Origin of the sequence: Amycolatopsis australiensis (genome assembly GCF_900119165.1) — a bacterium.
Lineage (GTDB): Bacteria > Actinomycetota > Actinomycetes > Mycobacteriales > Pseudonocardiaceae > Amycolatopsis > Amycolatopsis australiensis.
The window spans coordinates 6,174,130-6,195,806 of record NZ_FPJG01000006.1; the positions used below are offsets into that span (position 1 = coordinate 6,174,130).

At 74.2% G+C, this 21,677-nt stretch carries 26 protein-coding genes; 13 read left to right on the plus strand and 13 right to left on the minus strand.

Going from position 1 to position 21,677, the window contains the following annotated elements; genetic code table 11:
* The first annotated feature begins 59 nt into the window (after nt 1–59).
* The 4 genes from BT341_RS30165 to BT341_RS30180 all read left to right on the plus strand — a co-directional run bounded on the left by BT341_RS30165 (nt 60) and on the right by BT341_RS30180 (nt 2,966).
* Complete coding sequence (locus tag BT341_RS30165; protein WP_072479493.1) at nt 60–788, plus strand: hypothetical protein; 729 nt, start codon at nt 60–62, stop codon at nt 786–788.
* 84 nt (nt 789–872) lie between these two features.
* Nucleotides 873–1,436 (plus strand): TetR/AcrR family transcriptional regulator, encoded by a 564-nt coding sequence (locus BT341_RS30170; RefSeq protein WP_072479494.1) that lies wholly within the window; start codon nt 873–875, stop codon nt 1,434–1,436.
* A gap of 10 nt (nt 1,437–1,446) precedes the next feature.
* Nucleotides 1,447–2,196 (plus strand): cupin domain-containing protein, encoded by a 750-nt coding sequence (locus BT341_RS30175; RefSeq protein WP_072479495.1) that lies wholly within the window; start codon nt 1,447–1,449, stop codon nt 2,194–2,196.
* Entirely contained in the window at nt 2,193–2,966 is a 774-nt protein-coding gene (locus tag BT341_RS30180; RefSeq protein ID WP_072479496.1) for an SDR family NAD(P)-dependent oxidoreductase, read from the plus strand. The genes BT341_RS30175 and BT341_RS30180 overlap by 4 nt, the downstream gene beginning before the upstream one ends.
* Here BT341_RS30180 and BT341_RS43705 read toward each other — a convergent pair.
* The 5 genes from BT341_RS43705 to BT341_RS30205 are packed head-to-tail and all read right to left on the minus strand — an operon-like array spanning nt 2,901 to nt 5,951.
* Nucleotides 2,901–3,323, minus strand: a complete 423-nt coding sequence (locus BT341_RS43705) for a hypothetical protein (protein ID WP_084743032.1) — start codon at nt 3,321–3,323, stop codon at nt 2,901–2,903. The genes BT341_RS30180 and BT341_RS43705 overlap by 66 nt on opposite strands.
* Nucleotides 3,320–4,258, minus strand: coding sequence for a metallophosphoesterase family protein (locus BT341_RS30190; protein ID WP_072479497.1), 939 nt, complete (start codon nt 4,256–4,258; stop codon nt 3,320–3,322). The genes BT341_RS43705 and BT341_RS30190 overlap by 4 nt, the downstream gene beginning before the upstream one ends.
* Nucleotides 4,255–4,650 carry a cupredoxin domain-containing protein gene (locus BT341_RS30195; protein WP_245805153.1) on the minus strand — a complete coding sequence of 132 codons (396 nt, stop codon included), beginning with the start codon at nt 4,648–4,650 and terminating at the stop codon, nt 4,255–4,257. Before BT341_RS30195 ends, BT341_RS30190 begins: the two co-directional genes overlap by 4 nt.
* Nucleotides 4,651–4,689: 39 nt before the next feature.
* Nucleotides 4,690–5,373: a QcrA and Rieske domain-containing protein gene (locus BT341_RS30200; protein WP_072479498.1), complete on the minus strand. Its 684-nt coding sequence runs from the start codon at nt 5,371–5,373 to the stop codon at nt 4,690–4,692.
* On the minus strand, nt 5,370–5,951 hold the full coding sequence (locus tag BT341_RS30205; RefSeq protein ID WP_072479499.1) for an RNA polymerase sigma factor: 582 nt from the start codon (nt 5,949–5,951) through the stop codon (nt 5,370–5,372). The genes BT341_RS30200 and BT341_RS30205 overlap by 4 nt, the downstream gene beginning before the upstream one ends.
* Nucleotides 5,952–6,066: 115 nt before the next feature.
* Here BT341_RS30205 and BT341_RS30210 point away from each other — a divergent pair, with 115 nt between their 5' ends.
* Nucleotides 6,067–7,335 carry a vanadium-dependent haloperoxidase gene (locus BT341_RS30210; protein WP_072479500.1) on the plus strand — a complete coding sequence of 423 codons (1,269 nt, stop codon included), beginning with the start codon at nt 6,067–6,069 and terminating at the stop codon, nt 7,333–7,335.
* 167 nt (nt 7,336–7,502) lie between these two features.
* Here BT341_RS30210 and BT341_RS30215 read toward each other — a convergent pair whose 3' ends face one another.
* Nucleotides 7,503–8,627: an FAD-dependent oxidoreductase gene (locus BT341_RS30215; RefSeq protein ID WP_425426406.1), complete on the minus strand. Its 1,125-nt coding sequence runs from the start codon at nt 8,625–8,627 to the stop codon at nt 7,503–7,505.
* Between the two features lie 68 nt (nt 8,628–8,695).
* Here BT341_RS30215 and BT341_RS30220 point away from each other — a divergent pair, with 68 nt between their 5' ends.
* The gene (locus BT341_RS30220; protein ID WP_072479502.1) at nt 8,696–9,403 is read left to right on the plus strand and encodes a TetR/AcrR family transcriptional regulator; all 708 of its coding nucleotides are present in this window, start codon (nt 8,696–8,698) and stop codon (nt 9,401–9,403) included.
* On the plus strand, nt 9,390–9,851 hold the full coding sequence (locus tag BT341_RS30225) for a DinB family protein (protein ID WP_245805154.1): 462 nt from the start codon (nt 9,390–9,392) through the stop codon (nt 9,849–9,851). The genes BT341_RS30220 and BT341_RS30225 overlap by 14 nt, the downstream gene beginning before the upstream one ends.
* Nucleotides 9,852–9,876: 25 nt before the next feature.
* Here BT341_RS30225 and BT341_RS30230 read toward each other — a convergent pair whose 3' ends face one another.
* Entirely contained in the window at nt 9,877–10,605 is a 729-nt protein-coding gene (locus BT341_RS30230) for a TetR family transcriptional regulator (RefSeq protein ID WP_072479504.1), read from the minus strand.
* A 98-nt stretch (nt 10,606–10,703) separates the two neighbouring features.
* Here BT341_RS30230 and BT341_RS30235 point away from each other — a divergent pair, with 98 nt between their 5' ends.
* Complete coding sequence (locus BT341_RS30235; RefSeq protein ID WP_072479505.1) at nt 10,704–11,153, plus strand: glycogen operon protein GlgX; 450 nt, start codon at nt 10,704–10,706, stop codon at nt 11,151–11,153.
* 468 nt (nt 11,154–11,621) lie between these two features.
* Here the strand turns inward: BT341_RS30235 and BT341_RS30240 are convergent, their stop codons facing one another.
* On the minus strand, nt 11,622–12,875 hold the full coding sequence (locus BT341_RS30240; RefSeq protein WP_072479506.1) for an ROK family protein: 1,254 nt from the start codon (nt 12,873–12,875) through the stop codon (nt 11,622–11,624).
* A gap of 130 nt (nt 12,876–13,005) precedes the next feature.
* Here BT341_RS30240 and BT341_RS30245 point away from each other — a divergent pair, with 130 nt between their 5' ends.
* Together BT341_RS30245 and BT341_RS30250 are read left to right on the plus strand one after the other, a co-directional pair.
* Entirely contained in the window at nt 13,006–14,013 is a 1,008-nt protein-coding gene (locus tag BT341_RS30245) for a sugar phosphate isomerase/epimerase family protein (protein ID WP_072479507.1), read from the plus strand.
* 20 nt (nt 14,014–14,033) lie between these two features.
* Nucleotides 14,034–15,134, plus strand: coding sequence for a Gfo/Idh/MocA family protein (locus BT341_RS30250; protein WP_072482264.1), 1,101 nt, complete (start codon nt 14,034–14,036; stop codon nt 15,132–15,134).
* Nucleotides 15,135–15,144: 10 nt separating this feature from the next.
* On the opposite strand, the gene BT341_RS30255 is transcribed toward BT341_RS30250, so the two are convergent.
* Nucleotides 15,145–15,831, minus strand: a complete 687-nt coding sequence (locus tag BT341_RS30255; protein ID WP_072479508.1) for a methyltransferase domain-containing protein — start codon at nt 15,829–15,831, stop codon at nt 15,145–15,147.
* A 28-nt stretch (nt 15,832–15,859) separates the two neighbouring features.
* Here BT341_RS30255 and BT341_RS30260 point away from each other — a divergent pair, with 28 nt between their 5' ends.
* Nucleotides 15,860–16,240, plus strand: a complete 381-nt coding sequence (locus BT341_RS30260; RefSeq protein ID WP_072479509.1) for a helix-turn-helix domain-containing protein — start codon at nt 15,860–15,862, stop codon at nt 16,238–16,240.
* A gap of 65 nt (nt 16,241–16,305) precedes the next feature.
* Complete coding sequence (locus BT341_RS30265) at nt 16,306–17,118, plus strand: alpha/beta fold hydrolase (protein ID WP_072479510.1); 813 nt, start codon at nt 16,306–16,308, stop codon at nt 17,116–17,118.
* 9 nt (nt 17,119–17,127) lie between these two features.
* Here the strand turns inward: BT341_RS30265 and BT341_RS30270 are convergent, their stop codons facing one another.
* Together BT341_RS30270 and BT341_RS30275 are read right to left on the minus strand one after the other, a co-directional pair.
* Nucleotides 17,128–18,681, minus strand: a complete 1,554-nt coding sequence (locus tag BT341_RS30270) for a Na+/H+ antiporter (RefSeq protein WP_072479511.1) — start codon at nt 18,679–18,681, stop codon at nt 17,128–17,130.
* A 289-nt stretch (nt 18,682–18,970) separates the two neighbouring features.
* Nucleotides 18,971–19,297, minus strand: coding sequence for a rhodanese-like domain-containing protein (locus BT341_RS30275; protein ID WP_072479512.1), 327 nt, complete (start codon nt 19,295–19,297; stop codon nt 18,971–18,973).
* A gap of 81 nt (nt 19,298–19,378) precedes the next feature.
* Here BT341_RS30275 and BT341_RS30280 point away from each other — a divergent pair, with 81 nt between their 5' ends.
* Nucleotides 19,379–19,951 carry a TetR/AcrR family transcriptional regulator gene (locus BT341_RS30280; protein ID WP_072479513.1) on the plus strand — a complete coding sequence of 191 codons (573 nt, stop codon included), beginning with the start codon at nt 19,379–19,381 and terminating at the stop codon, nt 19,949–19,951.
* 352 nt (nt 19,952–20,303) lie between these two features.
* Here BT341_RS30280 and BT341_RS30285 read toward each other — a convergent pair whose 3' ends face one another.
* Together BT341_RS30285 and BT341_RS30290 are read right to left on the minus strand one after the other, a co-directional pair.
* Complete coding sequence (locus tag BT341_RS30285) at nt 20,304–20,684, minus strand: YunG family protein (RefSeq protein WP_072479514.1); 381 nt, start codon at nt 20,682–20,684, stop codon at nt 20,304–20,306.
* A gap of 22 nt (nt 20,685–20,706) precedes the next feature.
* A complete protein-coding gene (locus tag BT341_RS30290) occupies nt 20,707–21,621 on the minus strand; it encodes an ABC transporter substrate-binding protein (protein ID WP_072479515.1) in 915 nt (304 codons plus the stop codon).
* Nucleotides 21,622–21,677 lie beyond the last annotated feature (56 nt).

The following is a 21,677-nucleotide window of genomic DNA, read 5'->3' on the forward strand; positions in this document are numbered from 1 at the left end:
CCTCCGGCCGATACCCCGTTCGTGTCCGGGACGCCCGGACCCTGCACGAATGGAATCCCATGTCTCGTTCTCACCTGGCGGTGCTCGTCGCCGTCGCCGCTGTCTGCGCGGCCTGCTCGAGCGCTCCCGCCACCCCGGCCCCGGCCGCCGGCACGTCCTCGTCCTCGTCGGCCGCCCCGGCGAGCGCCGCGCCCGCGGGCCTCGAGGCCGCCAAGGCGGGCTCCGCCGTGGCCGACGCCGCCAAGCAGGCCTCCGCCGTCCACGTCCGCGGCACCATCTCGCAGGAGGGCACGATCAACCTCGACCTGCAGCTCAACCAGGACAGCGCGAGCGGCACGGTGGTGAAGGACGGCATCGAGATCCCGGTCCTGCGCGTCGGTGACAAGTACTACTTCCGGTTCACCGCCTCGCTGATCAAGGAGGCCGGGATCCCGGCCTCGGCGGGCAAGCTGCTGCAGGACAAGTGGGTGCCGTCCACGGCCAAGGTCGGGGCCGGCATCGCCGACGCCTTCAAGCAGTTCCTCGACTACCGGACGTTCACCGACAACACCGTCGGCCAGCTCGCGACGTCGACCTTCACCGGTGGCGAGCAGACCACCGTCGGCGGCACGCCCGCCCAGACCTTCACCAGCACCGACGGCACCCTCACCGTGGCCGCCGCGGAGCCGCACTACCTGCTCCGCATGCAGCAGCCGAAGGACGGGACGATGGAGTTCAGCGACTGGAACAAGCCGACGACCGTCGAGGAGCCCGCGGGCGCGGAGGTCTACTCCGGCCCCGGCGCCTGAACCACCGTCGAGGCGGCGGGCCCGGCCGGGCCCGCCGCCTTTTCGGTCTTCCCTTCTGTACCTACTAGTATGTACAGTGCGAGTGTGGACACGAGGGACCAGCTCATCGACAGCACCCGCGAGCTGCTGTGGGAACGCGGCTACGTCGGCACCAGCCCCAAGGCCATCCAGCAGCGCGCCGGCGCCGGCCAGGGCAGCATGTACCACCACTTCAGCGGCAAGCGACAGCTCGCGCTGGAAGCCGTGCGCCGCAGCGCGGACGAGCTGCTGGCCGCCGCCGAGGCCCAGCTGAGCCGGCCGGGGACCGCGGTCGAGCGGATCACCGCGTACCTGCGCCGCGAGCGCGAAGTGCTGCGGGGCTGCCCCATCGGCCGGCTCACGCAGGACCCGGAGATCGTGGCGGATCCGGAGCTGCGCGCGCCCGTCGACGAGACACTCACCCGTCTGCGGGCGCGCCTGGCCGGGGTCCTCGACGACGGCCGGGACGCGGGTGAGCTGCCCGCCGCACTGGACACCGCGGCGCTGGCCGCCACGGTCGTCGCCGTGCTCCAGGGCGGTTACGTGCTCGCCCGCGCGGCGAACGCGCCCGAGCCGTTCGACCAGGCCGTTTCCGGAATTCTCGCCCTGCTCGCCACCCACACCGACTGAGGAGCCCGCCGTGCACGTCCGTCCCGTTCCGCCGGCCAGCGTGGCCGCGCCCGCCGATGCCGTCACCGGCAGCGCCTGGATCACGTCGCTCGCCGTGCCCGAAGGCCCGTCGCGGACCCGGGTGGACCGGGTGCAGTTCGCGCCCGGCGCCCGGACCCGCTGGCACCGGCACCCGCTCGGGCAGGTGCTCGTCGTCACCGAAGGCACCGGTTACGTGCAGCGCCGGGGCGGTCCGGCCCAGCTGGTCCGGCCGGGCGACACCGTCCGCGTCGGCGCCGGGGAATGGCACTGGCACGGCGCCACCGACACGTCCGCGATGACCCACCTGGCAATCGAGGAAATCCCCGGCGACGGCACCCCTACCGAACTCGGCGACGCCGTGGCCGGTGCCGATGCCGCCGCGGTCCCGGCCGAGCCCGTCACCCGGACCCTGGTGCTGGAGCAGCGGCTCCCGCAGCCGCGTCTGGTCGACCACGTCGAGATCCGCCGCATCACGATCGCCCCCGGCCACGGGTCGGGCCTGCACGTCCACAACGGACCGGTGTTCGGCAGCATCGAAACCGGTTCGGCCGTCTACCAGGTCGAGGGCGAACCCGCCTCGGTGCTGCGCGCGGGCGACGTGTTCCATGAGCCGGAAGGAGCGCGGATCGCCCGGTTCGACGCCGGGGAAGACGGGGTCACGTTCATCGCCCACTTCCCCGCCGGCCCGGGCGAGACGCCGCAGCTGTTCGCCCTCAGCACCCGGGGAGAAGACGGATGAACCGAGACACCGCCCACGGTGTCCTCGTGACCGGCGGGTCGCGCGGCATCGGCCGGGCCACCGCCCGTGCCTTCGCCGACCGCGGATACCGCGTCGCGGTCCACTACGCGAGCCGCCGCGAAGACGCCGAGACGACGTTGCGCGAGCTGCCCGGCTCCGGGCACGTCTGCCTCGCGGGCGACCTCGGCGACCCGGCCGCGGCCCGCCGGATCGCCGACGAGGCGGTCGCGGCGCTCGGCCGGGTCGACGTCCTGGTCAACAACGCCGCCCAGGCCCCGACCGAGCAGACCCGGCACGCGATCGCCGAGGTCGGCTACGACCGGTGGGTGGAGGTCTGGCGGCGCACCGTCGAGGTCAACCTCCTCGGCGCCGCGAACGTCACCTGGGCCGTGGCCCGGCACCTCATCGGACAGGGCCGCCCGGGCAGTGTCGTCAACGTCGGCTCGCGCGGCGCGTTCCGCGGCGAGCCCGAGCACCCGGCCTACGGCGCGAGCAAGGCGGCGCTGCAGGCGTTCGGCCAGTCCATGGCGATCGCCTTGGCCCCGCACGGGATCTCGGTGACGTCGGTCGCGCCGGGGTTCGTCGCGACCGAGCGCCAGGAGACGGCGCTGGCCGGCCCGCACGGAGACCGGCTGCGGGAACAGAGCCCGTTCGGTCGGGTCGGCACGGCCGAGGATGTCGCCGCGGCGATCGTGCACCTCGCCTCACCCGAGGCCGCCTGGAGCTCCGGCGCCGTCCTCGACGTCAACGGCGCGTCGTACCTGCGCTGACCGCGCCCGCCAGAGCGTGATCGCGACGAGCACGAGCACCGCCACTTCCGCGAGGACGCTCAGCAGCGCCTCCGGCGCGGGCTGGAACCCCCGCTCGGAGAAGCCGAACACCCCGATGGTGCGCGACGCGGCGAACCCCGCCAGCGCCCCCGCCGCCAGGCCGGCCGCGGCCGGCCGCAGCAGCAGCGGGCCGCCGGCGGCGACCAGCACCGCGACCGCGAACGCCGCCGCGGCCTGCGCCAGGAACGCCGGCCCGATCACCGGGATCACCCGGTACCCGCCGACGTAGAGCTCCGCGTGGAGGTAGCCGCTCACCGCGAGGCACGCGGCCGTCGCGAGGCGGAGAAAGAGGTTCATGCCAGCTTCACGTCCTTCACGGCCAGCCCCGGCCGGCCGGGCCGGTAGGACACCTCGCGGATCCCGAGCGCGTCCGCGAGCTTCCCGGCCGGCAGCGTCACCGGGGTCGGGGCCGGCCGGGTGCCCGGTCGCGGCAAGGGATAGGCCGTCGTCGTCGCGCTGTGGAAGGTGATGTTGCCTTCGGTTTTGGTGAACAGCTGGTGCACGTGCCCGTTGAGGCAGGTCACCGACGAAAACCGCTTCAAGTACGACAGCGCCTGCGCCGCGTCGTCGGTGCCCCAGCCCCACGCCGGGTACATGGCGAACAGCGGGATGTGGCTGAACACCACGATCGGCGTGTCCGAGCCGAGCTTCGCCACGTCCTTGCGCACGAACTCCAGCTGGTCGGTCCCGAGGTGGCCGAGCTTCTCCAGGCTCAGCGTGTTGACCAGCGCGATGAAGTGGACGCCTTTGACGTCGAAGCTGTACCAGCCGTCGCCCGCCGTGCCGGCGCCGAACGCCGCGCGGTACTTCTGCCCGGCGTCGTCGACCGAGTCGTGCTCGCCGGGCACGGTGGACACGTGCCCGGTGTTCAGCGTGCCCATCATCTGCTTGACCTGGTCGAACTGGGCCGGCGTCGACAGGTGCGTCAGGTCGCCGGTGTGCATGACGAAGTCCGGGCGGTAGCCGAGGCCGTTGATCTGGGTCAGCGCCCGGGAGAACGACGACTCGACGGCGGTGTTGGCCGGTCCCTTGAACCCCAGGTGGCTGTCGCTGATCTGGACGAACCGCAGCGCGTTCGGGTCGTCGACGGCGGCGGCTTCGCCCGGGGCGGCGATCCGGCTGATCACCTCGCCGCCGGTCACCGTCAGGACCACCGCGGCGCCGAACCACGCGGTGTGGCGCAGCAGCTGGCGCCGGGTCATGCCGCCGGGGCCGTGCTCGTCCCCGGTCACGGCGTCACCGTCACGGTGGCCGTCATGAACGGGTGGATGGTGCACAGGTACTCGAAGGTGCCCGCGGTGCTGAAGGTGTACTGATAGGACTGTCCGGTTTGGAGGGTCGGGGACCGCAGCGGGCCGCCGGACCCGGTGCTGGTGACGGTGTGCGCGTCCTGGTCCTGGTTGGTCCACGTGACCGTGGTGCCCTTCTTCACCGTCGTCGCCGCGGGCGCGAACGCGAAGTCCTTGATGGCCACGGTGTTCGTGGTGGCGTTCCCGCTCGCGCTCGGCGACGTCGGCGCCATGCTCGCCATGTCCGGCATCGACGGCGGCGGCGTGGCCGGTGCCGGCGCGGCGCAGGCCGTGAGCGCCAGCGCCGCCACGCTCACGAGCAGGAAGTGTTTCACCCCAAGGGAATTCCTCATGCCCGGGAATACGCGCGGGGGTTACGCCCCGGCCGGCGGCACCAGCACCTCGACCACTCCCCCCGCTTCACGCACCACCAGGTGCGGCAGCGGCGGCGGCGTGACCGGCAGCTGGTGGGTGAGGACGACCCCGTCGACGGCGAACGACGTCCGGTGGCACGGGCAGTTCAGCCGCCGTGCCGGCGCGTCCAGGTTCAGCCGGCAGCCGAGGTGCGTGCACGTCGCCGACACACCGCGCACCTGCCCGCCGGTGCGGTGCACGAACCCCGCCACCGCCCCGAAGTCGAACGGCAGGACCCCGCCCTCGGGCAGGTCGTGCGCCGCGACGACGGCGCGCCACTCGCCGTTCTCGGGCTGCAGGGTCTCCTCCGGCGGAGGGGGCGCCGCGGCCGGTTCGGCGGCCGAGGTGACCAGGTACTCGGTCCCGGCCCCGGCCGCGGCCGCCACCGCGGCGGCCGAGGACACCTGGATGAACCGGCGGCGGTTGCCGCCGCGCGCGGGAGCCGGCTCGCCGAGCTCCTGGGCGAGCCGCCGGTGCAGCCCGGCGACGAACTCCTCGCCGGGCGCCGCGCCGCCCGGCCGGGCGGCGCGCAGCAGCACCGCCGTCCGCAGCTCGGCTTCGTCGCCCGGACCGGCCGCGAACGGGCGCGGCCGCCGCCGGCGCAGGAGGTCCTTGACGAACCGGCGGACGCCTCGAGTGCTCACGTCTCCATCCCTTCCGCCAGCTGAGCCGCCTGACGCAGTGCGCGGTGCTGCAGCACTTTCGCGTTGCCGACGGTCACGCCCAGCTCGGCCGCCGCCTCCTTGAGCGAACAGGCCTGCAGGAACCGCAGGCGCAGGATCCGGCCGTACCGCTCGGGCAGCTGCGCCAGGATCGCCTCCGCGCGGGCCAGTATGCCCGGGTCCACGGTGCCTTCCTCGAAGGCGGCGACGTCGCGTTCCTCGTCGAGCGTCGTGATCTCCCGGCCGAGCGTGCGCCGCCAGTGCCCGGCCAGCACCGTCCGGGCCGTGGCCAGCAGGTATGCCCGTACCTCGCCGACGCTCGCCGAGACGCGCAGCGGCCGCAACGCGGTCAGGAAGACCTCGGTCGTGAGGTCCTCCGCGTCGGGCCGGTTGCCCACCTTCGAGAACATCAGCCGGTAGACGCGGTCGACGTTGTCGCGGTAGACCGCCTCCCAGTCCGGGTAGACGTCCGCGCCGACCGCGTGCAGCCGCGGGCGCGGCGCCGCGCCCGCCTCGTCCTGTTCGGCGCGCCTGCGCCGGAACCGCTGTGCCACCGGCACCGCCCGCCTTCTCCCCGCCGACTCTTCTCCCACCACCCGAGGGATACGCGGCGGGGTTACGCCGTAACCGGTGACCGTATCCGGGAGCGGACCATCCGACGACCCGGGGAGCGCCATGACCACATCGATGTCCCGCCGTCAGCTGCTCGTCTCGGGCGGGACGGCCGCCGCCGTCCTCGCCACCACCGGCCTGCCGGGACCGGCCGCCGCCGCACCGCCCCGCCCGAACGGCGCGGACGTCGTCCTCGCCTGGAACCGCGAGCTGCTGGCCGTCGTGCGCACGCCCGGCCTGCAGCCCGCGACCGTGCACCCGACGCGGAGTTTCGCGCTGCTGCACGCGGCGATGCACGACGCCGTCGTCGCGACGGCCGGCACCGGGCGGCCCTACCTGTTCACCGTCGACGTCCCGGGCCACGCGGCGCCGGAAGCGGCGGCGGCGCAGGCCGCGCACGACGTGCTGGCCACGCTCTACCCGAGCGAGGGCAGCGAGTTCGCGAGCCTGCTGGCCGGGCAGCTGGTCCGGGTGGGCCCGGCGGGCCGGGACGCGGGCGTGCGGGCCGGGCGGCTGGTCGCCCGGCTGCTGCTCGGCCTGCGCGCGAACGACGGCTCGGCCGCTGTCCCGCCGGTACCGGCCCCCGGGACGGCGCCCGGGCAGTACCGGCCGGCCCCGCCCGCGTTCGCGCCGGCGGTGTTCACCCACTGGCCCGCCGTGACGCCGTTCGTGCTCGACCGGGCGGAGCAGTTCCGGCCCGGCCCGTACCCGGCGCTGACCGGCGAGCGGTACGCCCGCGCGGTGCGCGAAGTGGCGGCGGCCGGGCGTGACACGAGCACGACCCGCACCGCCGACGAGACGGTCCGGGCACGGTTCTGGGCGGCGCCGATCTGGAACTACTGGAACGAGATCGCGCAGGCGGTGGTCGGCGGTTCCCGCGGCGGCCTGCTGGTCGCGGCCCGCGTGTTCGCCCGGCTCAACCTGGCGTTCGCCGACGCGGTGATCGCGTTGTACGAGGCGAAGTACCACTACCGGATCTGGCGCCCGATCACGGCGATCCGCCTGGCGGGCGAGGACGGCAACCCGGCGACGGAGGCGATCCCGGACTGGTCGAGCTTGGCGAACACCCCGCCCGACCCGGCGTACCCGGGCGCGCACAGCGTCGTCTCGCAGGCGGGGGCGCTGGTGCTGCGCCAGGAGTACGGGCCGCGGTGGCCGCTGGCGGTGACGTCCGAGGCGCTGCCGGGCGTGGTCCGCCGGTTCGCGACGTTCCAGGACGCCGCCGACGAAGCCGGGCTGAGCCGGATCGTGGCCGGCGTGCACACGCGTCTCGACCACGAAGCCGGGCGGCAGCTGGGCCTCGACGTCGCCGCCTTCGTGCTCCGCCCGTGAGTTGCCGGGGCCGTGGTGGTCCGGCGCCTCACGGCGGCAGGCGTCGGCTCTGACGCCCGTCGGCGCCACAGCGGCCAGGCGGGGCACGTCCCCGCCGGTCCGGCGCCGGACCTCCTCCCCACCGATGAGCGGCAGCCGCAGGCGTGGTGCAGCCGCCGGCGCCGGCGCTAGATCTCCTGCCCGCCGGCGAACGCCGCCACCAAGCCGTGGGGTGCGTCGGCGCCGTAGAGGAACTCGTGCAGCCGCGTGCCGTCCGCCGCCGCTTCCTTGCCGCGCGGGAACATCGCCGCTTCGTACTCGGCCAAGGCCGACTCCACGTCCTCCGGGTGCGCCGCGATCGCCTTCGCGAGTTCCGAGCCGTCGAACATGGCCAGATTGGCGCCTTCGCCGTTCGGTGCCGCGAGGTGCGCGGCGTCACCCACCAGTGTCACCCCCGGCACCCGGTCCCAGTGGTGCCCGATCGGCAGTGCGAACAGCGGCCGCAGCACCGGGGCGGTGTCGCTGCCGGTGATCAGCGCCGTCAGCTCCGGCGCCCAGCCGTCGAACTCCCGCGCGACCCGCGCGGCCGCCGCGGCGGGGTCGGTGAAGTCGATGGCGGCGAACCAGTCCTGCGGCTCGGTCAGCGCCACGTAGGCGTGGAGGGTGCCGCCCTTCTCCCGGTGCGCCTGGATCCCCTTGCCGGGCGCGAGTGCCATCATCGAGCCGCCGCCGACCGCTTTCGCCGCGGCCGGGTGGCGGGTGTCGCTGTCGAACAGGTAGGTCTCGACGAACGACCGGCCGACGTACTCGGGTATGGCGGCCGAAAGCAGCGGCCGGACGCGCGACCACGCGCCGTCCGCGCCGACGAGCAGGTCCGCCACCACCGTGCTGCCGTCGGCGAACGTCACCTCGTGGCGGCCCTCCCCCACGGTCCGGGCGCCGGTGCCCCGGTGTCCCCATCGGACGGTGCCGGCGGGCAGCGCGTCGAGCAGCATCCGCCGCAGCTCGCCGCGCTGCACCTCCGGACGTCCGCCCGTACCGTCGTCGGGCTCGTCGTGCAGGACGGTGCCGTCGCGGTCCAGCACCCGGGTCGCCTGGCGGCCCGGCAGGACGAGGGCGCGGAACTCGTCCACCAGGCCGGCCGCTTCGAGGGCGAGCTGCCCGTTGTGCTCGTGGATGTCGAGCATGCCGCCTTGAGCGCGGGCCGCCGGGGACGCCTCCGCCTCGTAGACCGTGGCCGGGATGCCGTGGACGTGCAGGACGCGGGCGAGGGTGAGGCCGCCGAGGCCGGCGCCGATGATCGTGACGTTCACGGTGACTCCTTCAGGTTGGAATGCCATTCCATGTTGGAACGTCGTTCCAGATGTGTCAAGATGGCCGCATGGCAACGCGGACGCGCCGGGCCCAGCGGCGCACTGAGGCCCTCACCCGGGAGCGCATCGTCGAGGCGGCCGTCGAGCTGCTCGACACGGCCGGCGAGAGCGGGCTGACGTTCCGGGCGCTGACCGAGCGGCTCGCGACCGGCGCCGGCGCGATCTACTGGCACGTCGCGAACAAGAACGAGCTGCTCGACGCGGCCACCGACGGCGTCGTCGCCGCCGCGCTGGCCGTCGAGCCCGCGGACTCGCCCCGCGACGGGATCCGCGCCGCCGCGCTCGGGCTGTTCGACGCGATCGAGCGTCACCCCTGGCTCGCCGCGCAGCTCGCCCTGCAGCTGTCGCGCAGCCCGTGGGGGTCGGTGACCCCGCGGATCTTCGAAAGCATCGGCAGGCAGGTGCTCGCGCTCGGCGTGCCGGAAGGCAGCCTTTTCACCGCGACGTCGGCGCTGGTGCACTACGTTCTCGGCGCGGCGGGCCAGAACGCCGCGAACGCGGGCGGCCCGCCGTCCGAAGTCGACCGTGCCGAGTTCCTCGACGCGGTTTCGCAGGCGTGGGAAGAACTCGATCCCGGCGACTACCCGTTCACGCGGGCGATCGCGGCCGAGATCCGCGGGCACGACGACCGCGAGCAGTTCCTCGCCGGGATCGACCTCGTCCTCGCCGGCATCACCGCCGTCCACCTGGGAGGCGATGCCGGTGCGGATCGCTGACGAGGACTACCTGTGGTTCGCCGGGCGCGCGCTCGACGGCATGGCGGCAATCCTGGCCGAGCTCGGCGACGAGCGGGCGAACCGCCGTCCGGACCTGCCCGGCGCCAACTCGCCCTACGCGATCGTCACGCACTGCCTCGGCGTGCTGGAGTTCTGGGCCGGCTCGCTCGTCGCCGGACGCGCGGTGGAGCGTGACCGGGACGCGGAGTTCACCGCGACGGGACCGGTCGCTGAGCTGCTGGACCGGGCGGCCGCCGCCAAGGAGCGGCTGCGCGCCGACGTGGCCGCCGCCGAGCCCGCGGCGCCGTTGCGGGCCCGGCCGCCGGCGAAGTACGCGGACACGCCGGCGGGCCGTTCACAGGGCGGCGCGCTGCAGCACGTCTACGAGGAACTGGCGCAGCACCACGGCCAGCTGGAGCTGACCCGCGACGTCCTCCGCCACGTATGACACTCAGTGCCAGAACCGGCCGGCTTCACCGCTCGCCGTCGCGCAGGGCCGCGCCCACCTTGGCGACGACTTCGTGCAGGGGCGTCGCCGTGGTCAGGACCGCGACGACCGTCGACCCGTCGCCCGCCGGGGCGCGGAAGGCGTCGGCGACCAGCGCGAACGCCTCGGCCGCCGCGGCCTTGATGTCGTCCTTGCCGCCGGCGCGCAGCCACCGCCGGAGCACGTGGTTGTTGGCGGCCGCGATCGCCGCCGCGGCGACGGCCGCGCGCAGGCTCGCCGTCTCGTCGCCCTGTTCCTCGAAGCGGGCCTGCAGGTAGCGCGCGAGCACGCGCTGGTAGCGATCGACGGTCGCGACCTCCTTGTCGCGCAGCGCGGGCACCGCGCGGGTCAGCGCGAAGCGCTTGAGCGACACGTCCAGCTCGCCGGCGTAGGAGTCGAGGACCAGGCCGACCGCCGCGCAGGCGACGTCGATCGGGTCGCGCGCCGGGTCCGCGGTGGCGAAGGCCGCCTCCATCTCGGCCACGATCTCGTCGTGGTTGGCGAAGAGGACGTCGTCCTTGGTGTCGAAGTACCGGAAGAACGTGCGGCGGCCCACCCCGGCGGCGGCCGCGATGTCGTCGACGGTCGTGGCCTCGTAGCCGTTGGCCGCGAACAGGTCCACGGCCGCGGAGGCGAGCGCGCGGCGCAGCTGCCGCCGTCCGGCGGGGGTCGCCCCGACCCGGGTGGCCGGCGCGCGGCGCGGCGAATCGGTCATGCCGGGACGGTAGCAGCCGGTCTTGCTAACGGCACTCAGTGCCGTTAGACTGTGTGACGCCCCTCCCCCCTCCCCGCCCGAGCGGAAAGGCGTCGACGATGTCGCTCGACCAGCAGGTGCAGCCCGCCCCATCCGGCGACCCGGTGGACACGTACTACGGCAGGCTGTTCGGCTGGCCGGTGCGGTGGCGCGGCGGCCAGCCGTTCCTGGCGCTGGAGCACGGGATGTGCGCGGTGACGCTCCCCAAGCTCAGCGCGGCCCCGGTCCTGACCCGCCTGGCGGCAACGGGCTGCCAGGGCCCGTCGATGGTCTTGCCGACCCAGCACGGCGCGCGGGTGGCACTGCTGGCGGAGACGGACGGACTGATCCCGCCGCGCGACGCGCTGCCGAGGGACGTCGACGTGCTCGCGTGGGGAACACTGCTCCCGTTGCCGGTGGGCACCCGCCGCCGGGAGGTGGCAACGGAGTGGCTGACGGCCCCGGACCCGCACCGGCGCTGGCTGCCCAGCCTGGGCGCGATCCTGGCGGCCATCCCGGCCCGCCTCTGAACCGGCGCGAGCCTGCGGCGGCCTGGGTCCGCCGCTGGACCGGCACTGCCCGGCCCAGTCCGCCGGCGCGCGACTGAAGTTGCCCGGCTCCGGCCCAAGCCGCCAGCGGCCGGGCTACCGCCGCAGCGCGCCGCACCGGCGCCCGCGACTGAACTTGCCCGGCCCCACCCGCCAACGGCCGGGCTACCGCCGCGGCACGCCACACCCGCCCAGCCCACCAGCGCCCACACCGAACATGCCCAGCCCCGGCCCAACCCGCCAACAGCCGGACCCGCCGCCGCGGCACGCCACACCGGCCCAGCCCACCAGCGCCCACCACCGAACATGCCCAGCCCCGGCCCAACCCGCCAACAGCCGGACCGCCACCCCGGCACGCCACACCGGCGGGATCGTCCTCGCTGGGTGAACCCCCGGCGCCGGAACGGCTCACCCACCGCGCGCCGCCGATCTCGCAGCCGCCGGATCGTCCTAACGGGACCCTGCCAGCCACGGCAAGCCCGCCGGGCTGCCGCGGTCGATCCAGTCCGCCAGGCGGTCCCGGGCGAACAGCTCGTCCAGCACCATGAACGCCGCACCGACGACACCCGCCCGGTCGCCCAGTCCCGCTCGGGCGATACGCAGGTCGCGAGTCGCCAATGGCAAGGACCGTCCGTAGATCTCCCGGCGGATCGTCGCCAGCAGCTGGTCGCCCGCGCCCGCCACTCCGCCGCCCAGTACCACCAGTGACGGGTTGAAGAAGCTCACCAGCATCGCCAGCTGCTCGCCGATCAGCCTCCCCGCGTGCTCCAGCAGCTCCACCGCCGCGCGGTCGCCGCCGCTCGCCGCCCACGCGACGTCCTCCGCTTCGACCGTGCCCGTTCGCGCCAGCCGTTGCGCCAGCGCCGGGCTTCTCCCCTCGCGGGCCGCCGCTTCGCCGTCGCGGGCCAGTGCCGCTCCGCCCGCCAGTGCCTCCAGGCATCCGATGTTGCCGCAACGGCACACCACCGCCGTGGCTTCGCGGGCTGCCGTGTGGCCGATGTCGCCGGCGCAGCCCTGGCTGCCGCGGTGGAGCCGGCCGCCGGAAATCAGCCCGGCTCCGATTCCCGTGCCCAGCTTGACGTAGACGCAGTCCCCGACGTCCTTCGCCACCCCCGCCCGGTACTCGCCCAGCGCCATCGTGTTGACCTCGTTGTCCACCCACACCGGCGCGTCGTAGGCCGCCGCGAAACTCTCGCGCACCGGGTAGCCGTCCCAGCCCGGCATGATCGGGGGCGCGCTCGGCCGCCCGGTCGCGAACTCGACCGGCCCCGGAAGCCCGAGCCCCACGCCCCAGACCGGGGCGCCGGGGCGCATCTCGTCGAACAACGCCCGCGCCCGGGCCAGCACGGGTTCCGGCCCGTCGGCGACGTCGATCCGCTCCGCGCGACGGTCCAGCAGCGAGCCCGCCAGGTCGGTGACGCCGGCGACGAGGCTCGTCGCGCCCAGCTCGGCCGCCAGCACGACCCCCGCTCCCGCCGACAACCGCAGCTCGCGGGGCGCGCGGCCGCCCGTGGAGGCCCCCAGCTCGCCGTCCTCGACCAGGCCGGCACTCATCAAGTGACCGATGCGCTGGCTGATCGCCGTGCGGCCCAGTCCCGACCGCCGGCCCAGCTCCGGCCGGGTGCGGGCCGCGCCGGAGCGCACGAGGTCCAGCACGGTCACGAGGTCGTCGAGCGGCGCGGGCACGCTCCGGGATCCGGGCACGGGCGGCCTCCTGACACTTCTGTCTCTTCTGCACGCAGTGTACAAAAGCGCGCTCTTGACACGCTTAAGTGGCGCGGCAAGACTTCCCGACGACTCGACCGGAGACCGCGACGACGCCAGGGACCCCGCCATGACCCGACCGATCACGCTCTTCACCGGCCAGTGGGCCGATCTGCCGTTCGAGGAGGTGGCCGGGCTCGCCGGCGGCTGGGGCTACGACGGCCTGGAAATCGCCTCCTGGGGCGACCACCTCGACGTGTCGCGCTGGGACGACGCCGCCTACGTCCGCGGCCGCCGCGAGGTGCTGGCGCGCCACGGCCTCGACGTGTGGACCATCTCGAACCACCTCGTCGGCCAGGCCGTCTGCGACGACCCCATCGACGAGCGCCACCGCGGGATCCTGCCGGACCGCGTGTGGGGCGACGGCGAACCGGAAGGCGTGCGCCGGCGCGCCGCCGAGGAGATGAAGGACACCGCGCGGATGGCCGCCGCGCTCGGCGTCCGGACGGTCACCGGGTTCACCGGCTCGGCCATCTGGAAGACCGTCGCCATGTTCCCGCCGGTGCCCGACAGCATGATCGAAGCCGGGTACCGGGACTTCGCGGACCGGTGGCACCCCATCCTCGACGTCTTCGACGAGGTCGGCGTGCGCTTCGCCTTCGAGGTCCACCCGAGCGAAATCGCCTACGACTACTGGACGACCCGGCGCGCGCTCGAGGCGATCGGCCACCGCGAGGCGTTCGGCCTCAACTGGGATCCGAGCCACATGGTGTGGCAGCAGGTCGACCCGGTGGGCTTCCTGCTCGACTTCAGCGACCGGATCTACCACGTCCACTGCAAGGACACGAAGGTGCAGACCGGCGACGGCCGCGCGGCCCGGCTGTCCTCGCACCTGCCGTGGGCCGACCCGCGCCGCGGCTGGGACTTCGTCTCCACGGGCCTGGGCGACGTGCCGTGGCAGCGCTGCTTCCGCACCCTCAACCACATCGGCTACCGGGGACCGCTGTCGATCGAGTGGGAGGACGCCGGCATGGACCGGCTCGTCGGCGCGCCCGCGGCGCTGGAGTTCGTCCGCACCAACGCGGTTTCGCCGTCGGACACGGCTTTCGACGCCGCCTTCGCCACGGACCGCTCGTGAGCACGCCGCTGCGCGTCGCGATGATCGGCGCCGGGTTCATGGGAGCGGCGCACTCGCAGGCGTGGCGCACCGCGCCGCGGGTCTTCGCGCTGCCCCGGGACGTCGAACTGACCGTCGTCGCCGGCCGGGACGCCGGTCGCACGGCGGCGGCCGCCGCGCGCTGGGGCTGGGCCGAGTCCACTGTGGACTGGCGGAATGCGGTCGCCCGCGACGACATCGACGTCGTCGACGTGTGCACGCCGGGTGACACCCACGCCGAGATCGCGATCGCCGCCCTGCGCGCCGGCAAGCACGTCCTCTGCGAGAAGCCGCTCGCCAATTCCGTGGTCGAAGCCGAAGCGATGGCCGCGGCCGCGGAGGACTCGCCCGCCCGGGCCATGGTGGGCTTCACCTACCGGCGGGTGCCCGCGGTGACGCTCGCGCGCGACCTCGTCGCCGACGGCGCCATCGGCGAGCTGCGCCAGGCCCGCGCGGTCTACCTGCAGGACTGGCTCGCCGACGAGAACGCGCCGCACACCTGGCGCCTCGACAAGGCGATCAGCGGGTCCGGTGCCCTCGGCGACATCGGTGCGCACATCATCGACGCCGTGCAGTTCGTCTCCGGTCAGCGGGTCGACGCGGTCAGCGGCCTGCTCCGGACGTTCGTCACCGAGCGGCCGGCCGGCTCCGGGCGCGCGCCGGTCACCGTCGACGACGCCGCCGTGTTCACCGGCACGCTGTCCGGCGGCGGGATCGCGACGTTCGAAGCCAGCCGGGTCGCCACCGGGCGCAAGAACGCGCTGCGCTTCGAGCTGAGCGGCTCGGCCGGCGCGATCGCGTTCGACCTGGAACGGCTCAACGAGCTGGAGCTCTACCGCGCCGCCGACGGCCCGACGGCCGGCTTCCGCCGCATCCTGGCCACCGAGCCCGAGCACCCGTACGTCGCCGCGTGGTGGCCGCCCGGCCACGGCCTCGGCTACGAACACGGCTTCTCGCACCAGGTGAAGGACCTCGTCGAGGCGATCGACGGCGGTCACCGGCCGCGGCCGTCCTTCGCCGACGGCCTGCAGGTGCAGCGCGTGCTCGCCGCCGTGGAGCAGAGCGCGGGGCACGGCTCGGCCTGGGTGCCGGTTCCCGCCTGACCCAGGCCGTTCAGGCCGCGCGGGTGCCGGTGGCGAGGAACATCGGGACGGCCACGAAGAGGCGGTCGTCTCGGGCCCGCGCCGCCTGCTCGTCGAGCCACGGGCCGTCGCCGAGGTTCGCCAGGACCGGCAGGACACCGGCGTCGGTCCACACGATCGTGTGGACTTCGACGGTGACGTCCGTGAACCCGTTGTCCAGCAGGAGGTTCCGGTACCGGCGGGCGATCCGGGGGTGGGGCATGCCGTCCGCGCGCGCGTGCACGAGTTCCCGGACGCGGGCCGGATCGTCGGCGTCGATGACGAACGTGTCCCAGTCCTGGCCGACGAGCACGGCCCGGCCGTCGCGGGCCAGCACGCGGCGTGCCTCGGCGACGGCCTGTTCCGGTTCGGCGAGGGCGTGCAAGACCTTGTCGGCGCGGTAGCCGGTGACCGAGCCGGCTTCGAGCGGCAGGGCGGTGGCGTCGGCGACGTGGAATTCGCCCGCGGGCCAGCGTTCGGCGGCGATCCCGATCATCGCGGGGTCCCGGTCCACGCCGATGGCCCGCACCCCGCGCGCGGCCAGCTCGCCGACGGCCCGCCCGCTCCCGCAGCCGACGTCGACGACCGTTTCGCCGAGGGCTTGATAGGTCCGTTCACGCAGGTCACGAGCCTGTGGGCGGTCGTCGAGAGCGTCGAGGAGGGGCAGCAGCGTGGACATGGCCGCCAGTCTGCGACTTAATGTCGGGATGAAGTCAATCGGCGAGGTGGCGGCGAGGTTCGGGCTGCCCGCGCACGTGCTGCGCCACTGGGAGGCGGAGGGCCTGCTGAGCCCGGCCCGCGCCGGCGACCGCCGCCGCTACACCGACGCGGACGTGGACCGCGTCGCGGCGATCCTGGTCGCCAAGGAAGCGGGTTTCGGGCTGGCGGACATCCGCACGATGCTGGCGGCCCCGGCCCGCGACCGCGCGGCGGTGACGGCCCGCCACCGCGACCGCCTGCGGCTGCGGATCGCCCGGGCGCAGGCCGCACTGGCGATGCTGGAGGGCGACTGCCCGCACGACGACCTCATGACGTGCCCGAAGTTCCGGAACGTCCTGGCCGGCCGGCTGCGGGAATCGGCGCCCTGACCGCACCCGAAGTGGTTCCGGAGCCGTGTCAGGGCCGTGTCAGGCCCTCCGGCGACAGTCGTCGCATGACGAACGACAGCACTGCTCAGACCACGGCGAAGTGGACCGGCCTGGCGCCGGTCGAGGACACGGCACTGGCCGTCACCGACACCGGTGGCCCCGGAGTGCCCGTGCTCTACCTCAACGGCCAGTTCGCCACCCAGGGCTACTGGCGGCGGGTGCTCGCCGAGCTCGGCGACGGGTTCCGGCACATCACCTACGACGAGCGGGCGCGCGGCCGGTCGAAGCGTTCGGCCGACTACTCCTTCGCGGCCGCCGTCCGCGACGTCGACGCCGTGCTCGCCGCCCGGGGCGTAACCCGCGCGCTGGTCGTCGGCTGGTCCTACGGGGCCGTCGTCGCCGCGCACTGGGCGGCCCGGCACCCGGACCGGGCGCTCGGCGCGGTCCTCGTCGACGGCGCGTTTCCCTACGACTGGCTCGACGACGCCATGGAACTGCGGATCCGGAAGCTGTTCAAGCGGCTGAACTGGGTCATGCCGCTGCTGCGCCCCACGGGCCTGACGCCGCGGATGACCGCCGCCCAGCAGGCCGAGAGCAACATCGAGCTCGGGAAACTGTCCCGTGAACGCGAGCTCGGCCCGGTGCTGGAGGCCATCACCGTCCCCACGCGGTACGTCGTGGCGTCGGGAACGTCGTTCGGCAGCAAGGGCGACGAGCAGGAACGGATCCGCGCCGGCCTCGACGCCGTGACCGCTCGCAACCCGCACATCGAGGTCAGCGCGAAAGTCGCGAGCAACCACGGTGCGTTGCTGCGCAAGGACTTCCCCGCCATCGCGCGGGCCGTCCGCGAGGTCGCCGCGCTCGGCGGGGACCGCTGAGGACGTGGCTCAGTCCTCCAGGCCGGCGTATTCCAGGTCGAGGAGGCGCTGGATCCGGCGCCGGGTGCCGTCGGTGATCTCGCCCGCCTCGAACAGGCGCGTCAGCTCCGCGGCTTCGATGTCGACGAGCTCGCGTCGCAGCGCCCGGTGGTCGATGCCGCGGGCCGGGTCGCCCGCGTCGTCGCCGTCTTCGCGGATGCGGTCCAGGCGCGCCTGCCAGCTCGCCCGCAGCCGGTCGACGGCGAACGCCGCGGCGGACTCCGTCTCCGCCAGGTGGTCCAGGTGGCTCAGCCCGGCCTCGGCGAGCTTGCGGCGGGCGGTGGTGTACTCGGTCCGCAGGTCGGCCGGGTCGAGCGCGATGCCGGCCCGCCGCACCAGCGGCGCGAGCGTGAAGCCCTGGACGACGAGCGTCAACACGATCACCGCCGTGGTCAGCAGCAGCACGAGGTCACGCGCGGGCAGCGCCGAACCGTCCACAGTGGCCACCGGCAGGGACAGCGACGCCGCCAGCGGAACGACACCGCGGGCGCCCGCCCACGAGACGACGGCGGGCACCTGCCACGTGATCCGGCCGGCCGCACGCCGTTGCCGCAGCGCCGAAAGGACGAACACCAGCAGCAGCCGCGCGAGCACCAGCGTCGCCGCGATGGCCAGCGCCTGCAGCAGCCACCACGCGCCGCCGCCGGCCGCGCGCCGGACCAGCGCGGGCAGCTGCAGCCCGATCAGGCCGAACACGACGCTTTCCAGCAGGAACACCACGGTCCGCGACACCGCGCCGACCTGCAGCCGGATCCGCGCGGTCGTCAGCCGCTCGGCCTGGGTCCCCAGTATCACGCTCGCGACGACGACCGCCGTCACGCCCGAACCGCCGACCGACTCGGCCGCGACGTAGCCCGCATACGGCGTCACCAGGGAAATGACCGTCTCGAGGACGGGGTCCTCGGTGCGCCGCCGGATCACGAACGCCCCGGCGGCGGTCAGGACGCCGACCACCAGCCCGCCGCCGGCGAGGGTGGCGAACTCCCCCAGCGTCCGGCCCCAGGACGCGGCGCCCCCGGCGACGGCCAGGAACAGCGCCACGCGGAACAGGAGCAGGCTGGTCGCGTCGTTGAACAGGCTTTCGGCCTGGATGAGCGCCTGCACCCGCGGCGGCAGGGCGAGCCGCCGGGCCAGCGCGGTCACCGCGACCGGGTCGGTGCTGGCGAGGACGGCACCGAGGACGAAGGCCATGCCGACGGGCAAGGGCGTCACGGCGACGGCCGTCCCGATCACGGCCGCGGCCGAGAGCAGCACCAGCCCGACGGAAAGGACGGCGACCGGCCGCGCGACGGCCCGCAGGTCCCGCCACGGCAGCTCTTCCCCGGCGGCGAACAGCAGCGGCGGCAGCACGACGAGGCTGATGACGTCCGGGGTGACGGCCACGGCGGGCACGCCGGGCAGCAGCCCGACGACGACCCCGACCACGACGAGCAGCGACGGCGCGGGAACCCGCAGCCGCCGGGCGAAGGTGGCCACGACGGTCGCCACGACCACGAGGAAGAGGACGGTTTCGACGCCGCGCATGCTGGTCCTTCCGATCCGGATCCGGATGCCGACCAGACTTCCCGGCGCGCCGCGCTCAGCCTACGCGATCCACCCATCGGGTGAGTCCCGCACGGCCGGGCTCGCCAGCTGTTGGGTGGCCAGCGCCACCTCGTGCGGTGGCCAGCTTGCCGCGGCGATGGCCAGGAGCGCACCGCCCGCGGCTGGGCAGCCGACCCACTTCCCACGGCAGCGAACTTCCCCCGACGACCGCCCGTGAGCCCGGCACCGGCGGCCGTCGACGTCGCGCCGACGGCCACCGGGCCGGCCTTCAGGCGGTCTCGGTGGGCAGGCCCGCCGCCACCCAGTCCTCGATGCCGTCGCGGTACTTCCGGACGTTCACGTACCCCAGCGCGGTGAGCCGGTCGGCGACCTGGCCGCTGTTGGGGCACGCGGGGTTCGAGCAGTAGGTGACGATCGCGGCCTCGCGATCCGGGAGCAGGGCGGCCGCCTGCGCGTCGACCTCGCCCGGGACCAGCGGGACGGCTCCGGGCAGGTGCTGCTTGGCGTAGTACTCGCCGCCGAGCGCGTCGACCACCGTCACGCTGCCGGTTTCCACCGCCGCCTTCAGCTCGTCGCGGGTGATGAGTGCGGTCATGTCGCTACCTCCAGGTAATCGGACTATAGTCCGGATGTGCCTCGTGAACATAGCGGACCGCAGTCCGGTTACGCAACCCCGTTGGAACTGCTGCGCACGCCGCCGCCCAAGGAACGGGCCGACGCCGCCCGCAACCGCGCCGCGATCCTGGACGCCGCCGCCCGGCTGTTCGCCGAACACGGCGTCGACGCGGTGTCCATGGACGAGATCGCCGCGGCGGCGGGGGTCGGCAAGGGCACGCTGTTCCGCCGGTTCGGCGACAAGGCCGGGCTGGCGGCGGCGTTGCTGGACGCGCGCGAACGAGTGCTCCAGGAAGCCGTCCTGCACGGGCCGCCACCGCTCGGGCCCGGCGCGCCGCCCGCCGACCGCCTCGCCGCCTTCGCCGACGCCTACCTCGACTACCTGCTCGCGCACCTGCCGCTGGTCCGGATGTCGGAGAACGCGGCGCCCGGGGCCCGGTACCGGATCGGCGCCTACCGGTTCTGGCACCGGCACCTGGCGATCCTGCTCGACGGCGTCCCGGACCCGGAGCACACCGCGCACGCCCTGCTCGCGCCGCTCGCGGCCGAGCACGTCACCGCGCTCCTGCCGGACCTCGGCGAACAGCGCGTCCGGGCGGGCGTCGCGCGGCTGTGGCGGCGAGCCGTCCCGTGACGTGGATGGGGCCGCCGGGCGCCCACGGCGTGACCGGGTCCCGCGGCTCGGCGGGCATGCCGCGTCCTGCCCGCCGACGACGACCCACCATCCGGGAGCGGCGCAGATCCGCACGGTCAGCGGCGCCACCACAGACGGGCCACCGTCCATGCGACCCCGGTGGCAGTTGCTCGCGCTCGTGGTGGTGGCGCCAGTGCGGAGGCACGGGGACCGCCACCCGCACGTTCGGCGGCCCGGCGTCGAAGGCCGTGACGGCGGTGGTCGCCGTGCTCGACGTCCACCGGATCGGCGGTTCCGGTGCGCAGGTCGGTTCAGCGCCACGCCGGCCCGGCCGCTGAGGCGGCGGAGTCTTTCACGCCTCCCGCAGCGCGCGATGCACCCTGCCGCGCAGCAGCTCGTACTCCGTCACGAGGCGCTTCAGCTTCGGTTGCCGGGCAACGACTGTCGCGGGGACGACGACCTCTCCTGCCGTGAACTGCTCGCGGGTCAGGTCGATCTCCACGCCGGCCAGGCGGTTCCACCAGTGGAAGTCCGTCCGGCGGCCGTCGGCGTGGACTTCGCCGCGGACCAGGTCACCGCCCAGGAGGTCGTTGAGCACCAGCGCCGTCACGCCGCACTGGCCGCGGGCCGGGTTTCCGGGGTGCCAGGCCGGCCGGTCTTCGGGCGCGCACGTGTCCGCGCCCCACGAACGGCGTACGGCGCGCTCGATCTCCGCCAGTGTCCAGGTTTTCACCGGTGTCCCGGACCCGGCGGCCTCAGGCGAGGCCCTGCTGCGCGAGCCAGTCCTTCGCCACGTCCACGGCCTTCTCCCCTTCCGCGTCCACGCGCTTGTTCAGTTCGCGCATGCCGTCCGTCGTCAGCTTCGCGCTCACCGCGTTCACCGTGTTCGCGAAGTCGGGGCCGCGCTCGTCGAGGACCTTCCTGTTCACCGCCGGGACCACGTTCTCCGTCGGCACCATCGCCCGGTCGTCCTTCAGCACCACGTACTTCGGGTCGCCCGCGGCCGGGCTCACCGAGTCGACCGGGACGAGCGTCACCGCTCCGGAGTCGAGCTGCTGGATCCGCGGGCCCAGCTCCTGCACCGTCTGGAACGTCACGTTCGTCAGCTGGTACACGTCCGTGAGGCCCTTGAAGCACGTCAGCCGCTTCTCGCATTCGGGGCCGCCCGCCAGGACCACCTTGTCGAGCTTCTTCAGGTCGCTGATCGACGCGATGCCCTTGCTGTGCGCCAGATCCGCCTTGACGATGTAGGTGTTCTTGTCCTCGGCCGCCGCGTAGTCCAGCAACGCGACGCCGCTCGGCTCCAGGAGTTTCGCCAGCTGCGCGTGCTCGCCCGCGGCGTCCTTCACCGGCTCCTCGCCGAACCCGGCGGCGATCGCCGACCCCTGGTACTCCGGGATGAACTGCAGCTCGCCCTTCTTCAGCGACGGGTAGATCAGCTCGCGCGAGCCCAGGTTCAGCTTCCGCGTCACCGGGTAGCCCTTGGCCTCCAGCGCACCCGCGTAGATTTCGGCCAGGATCTGGCTGTCGGTGAAGTTGAAGGACGCGACGACGATCGGCGCCCCGCCCTTGCCCGCCGCGGCGGGCCGGTCACTGCCGCCGCAGGCGGTCAGGCCCAGCGTGGCCACCGCCAGCAGCACGGCCACTCGGATGTTCCGGGTCCAGCCCACGTCCCACGCTCCTCGATCGATCGTCCGGTGCCGACCCTAGCCAGCACCACCGACAG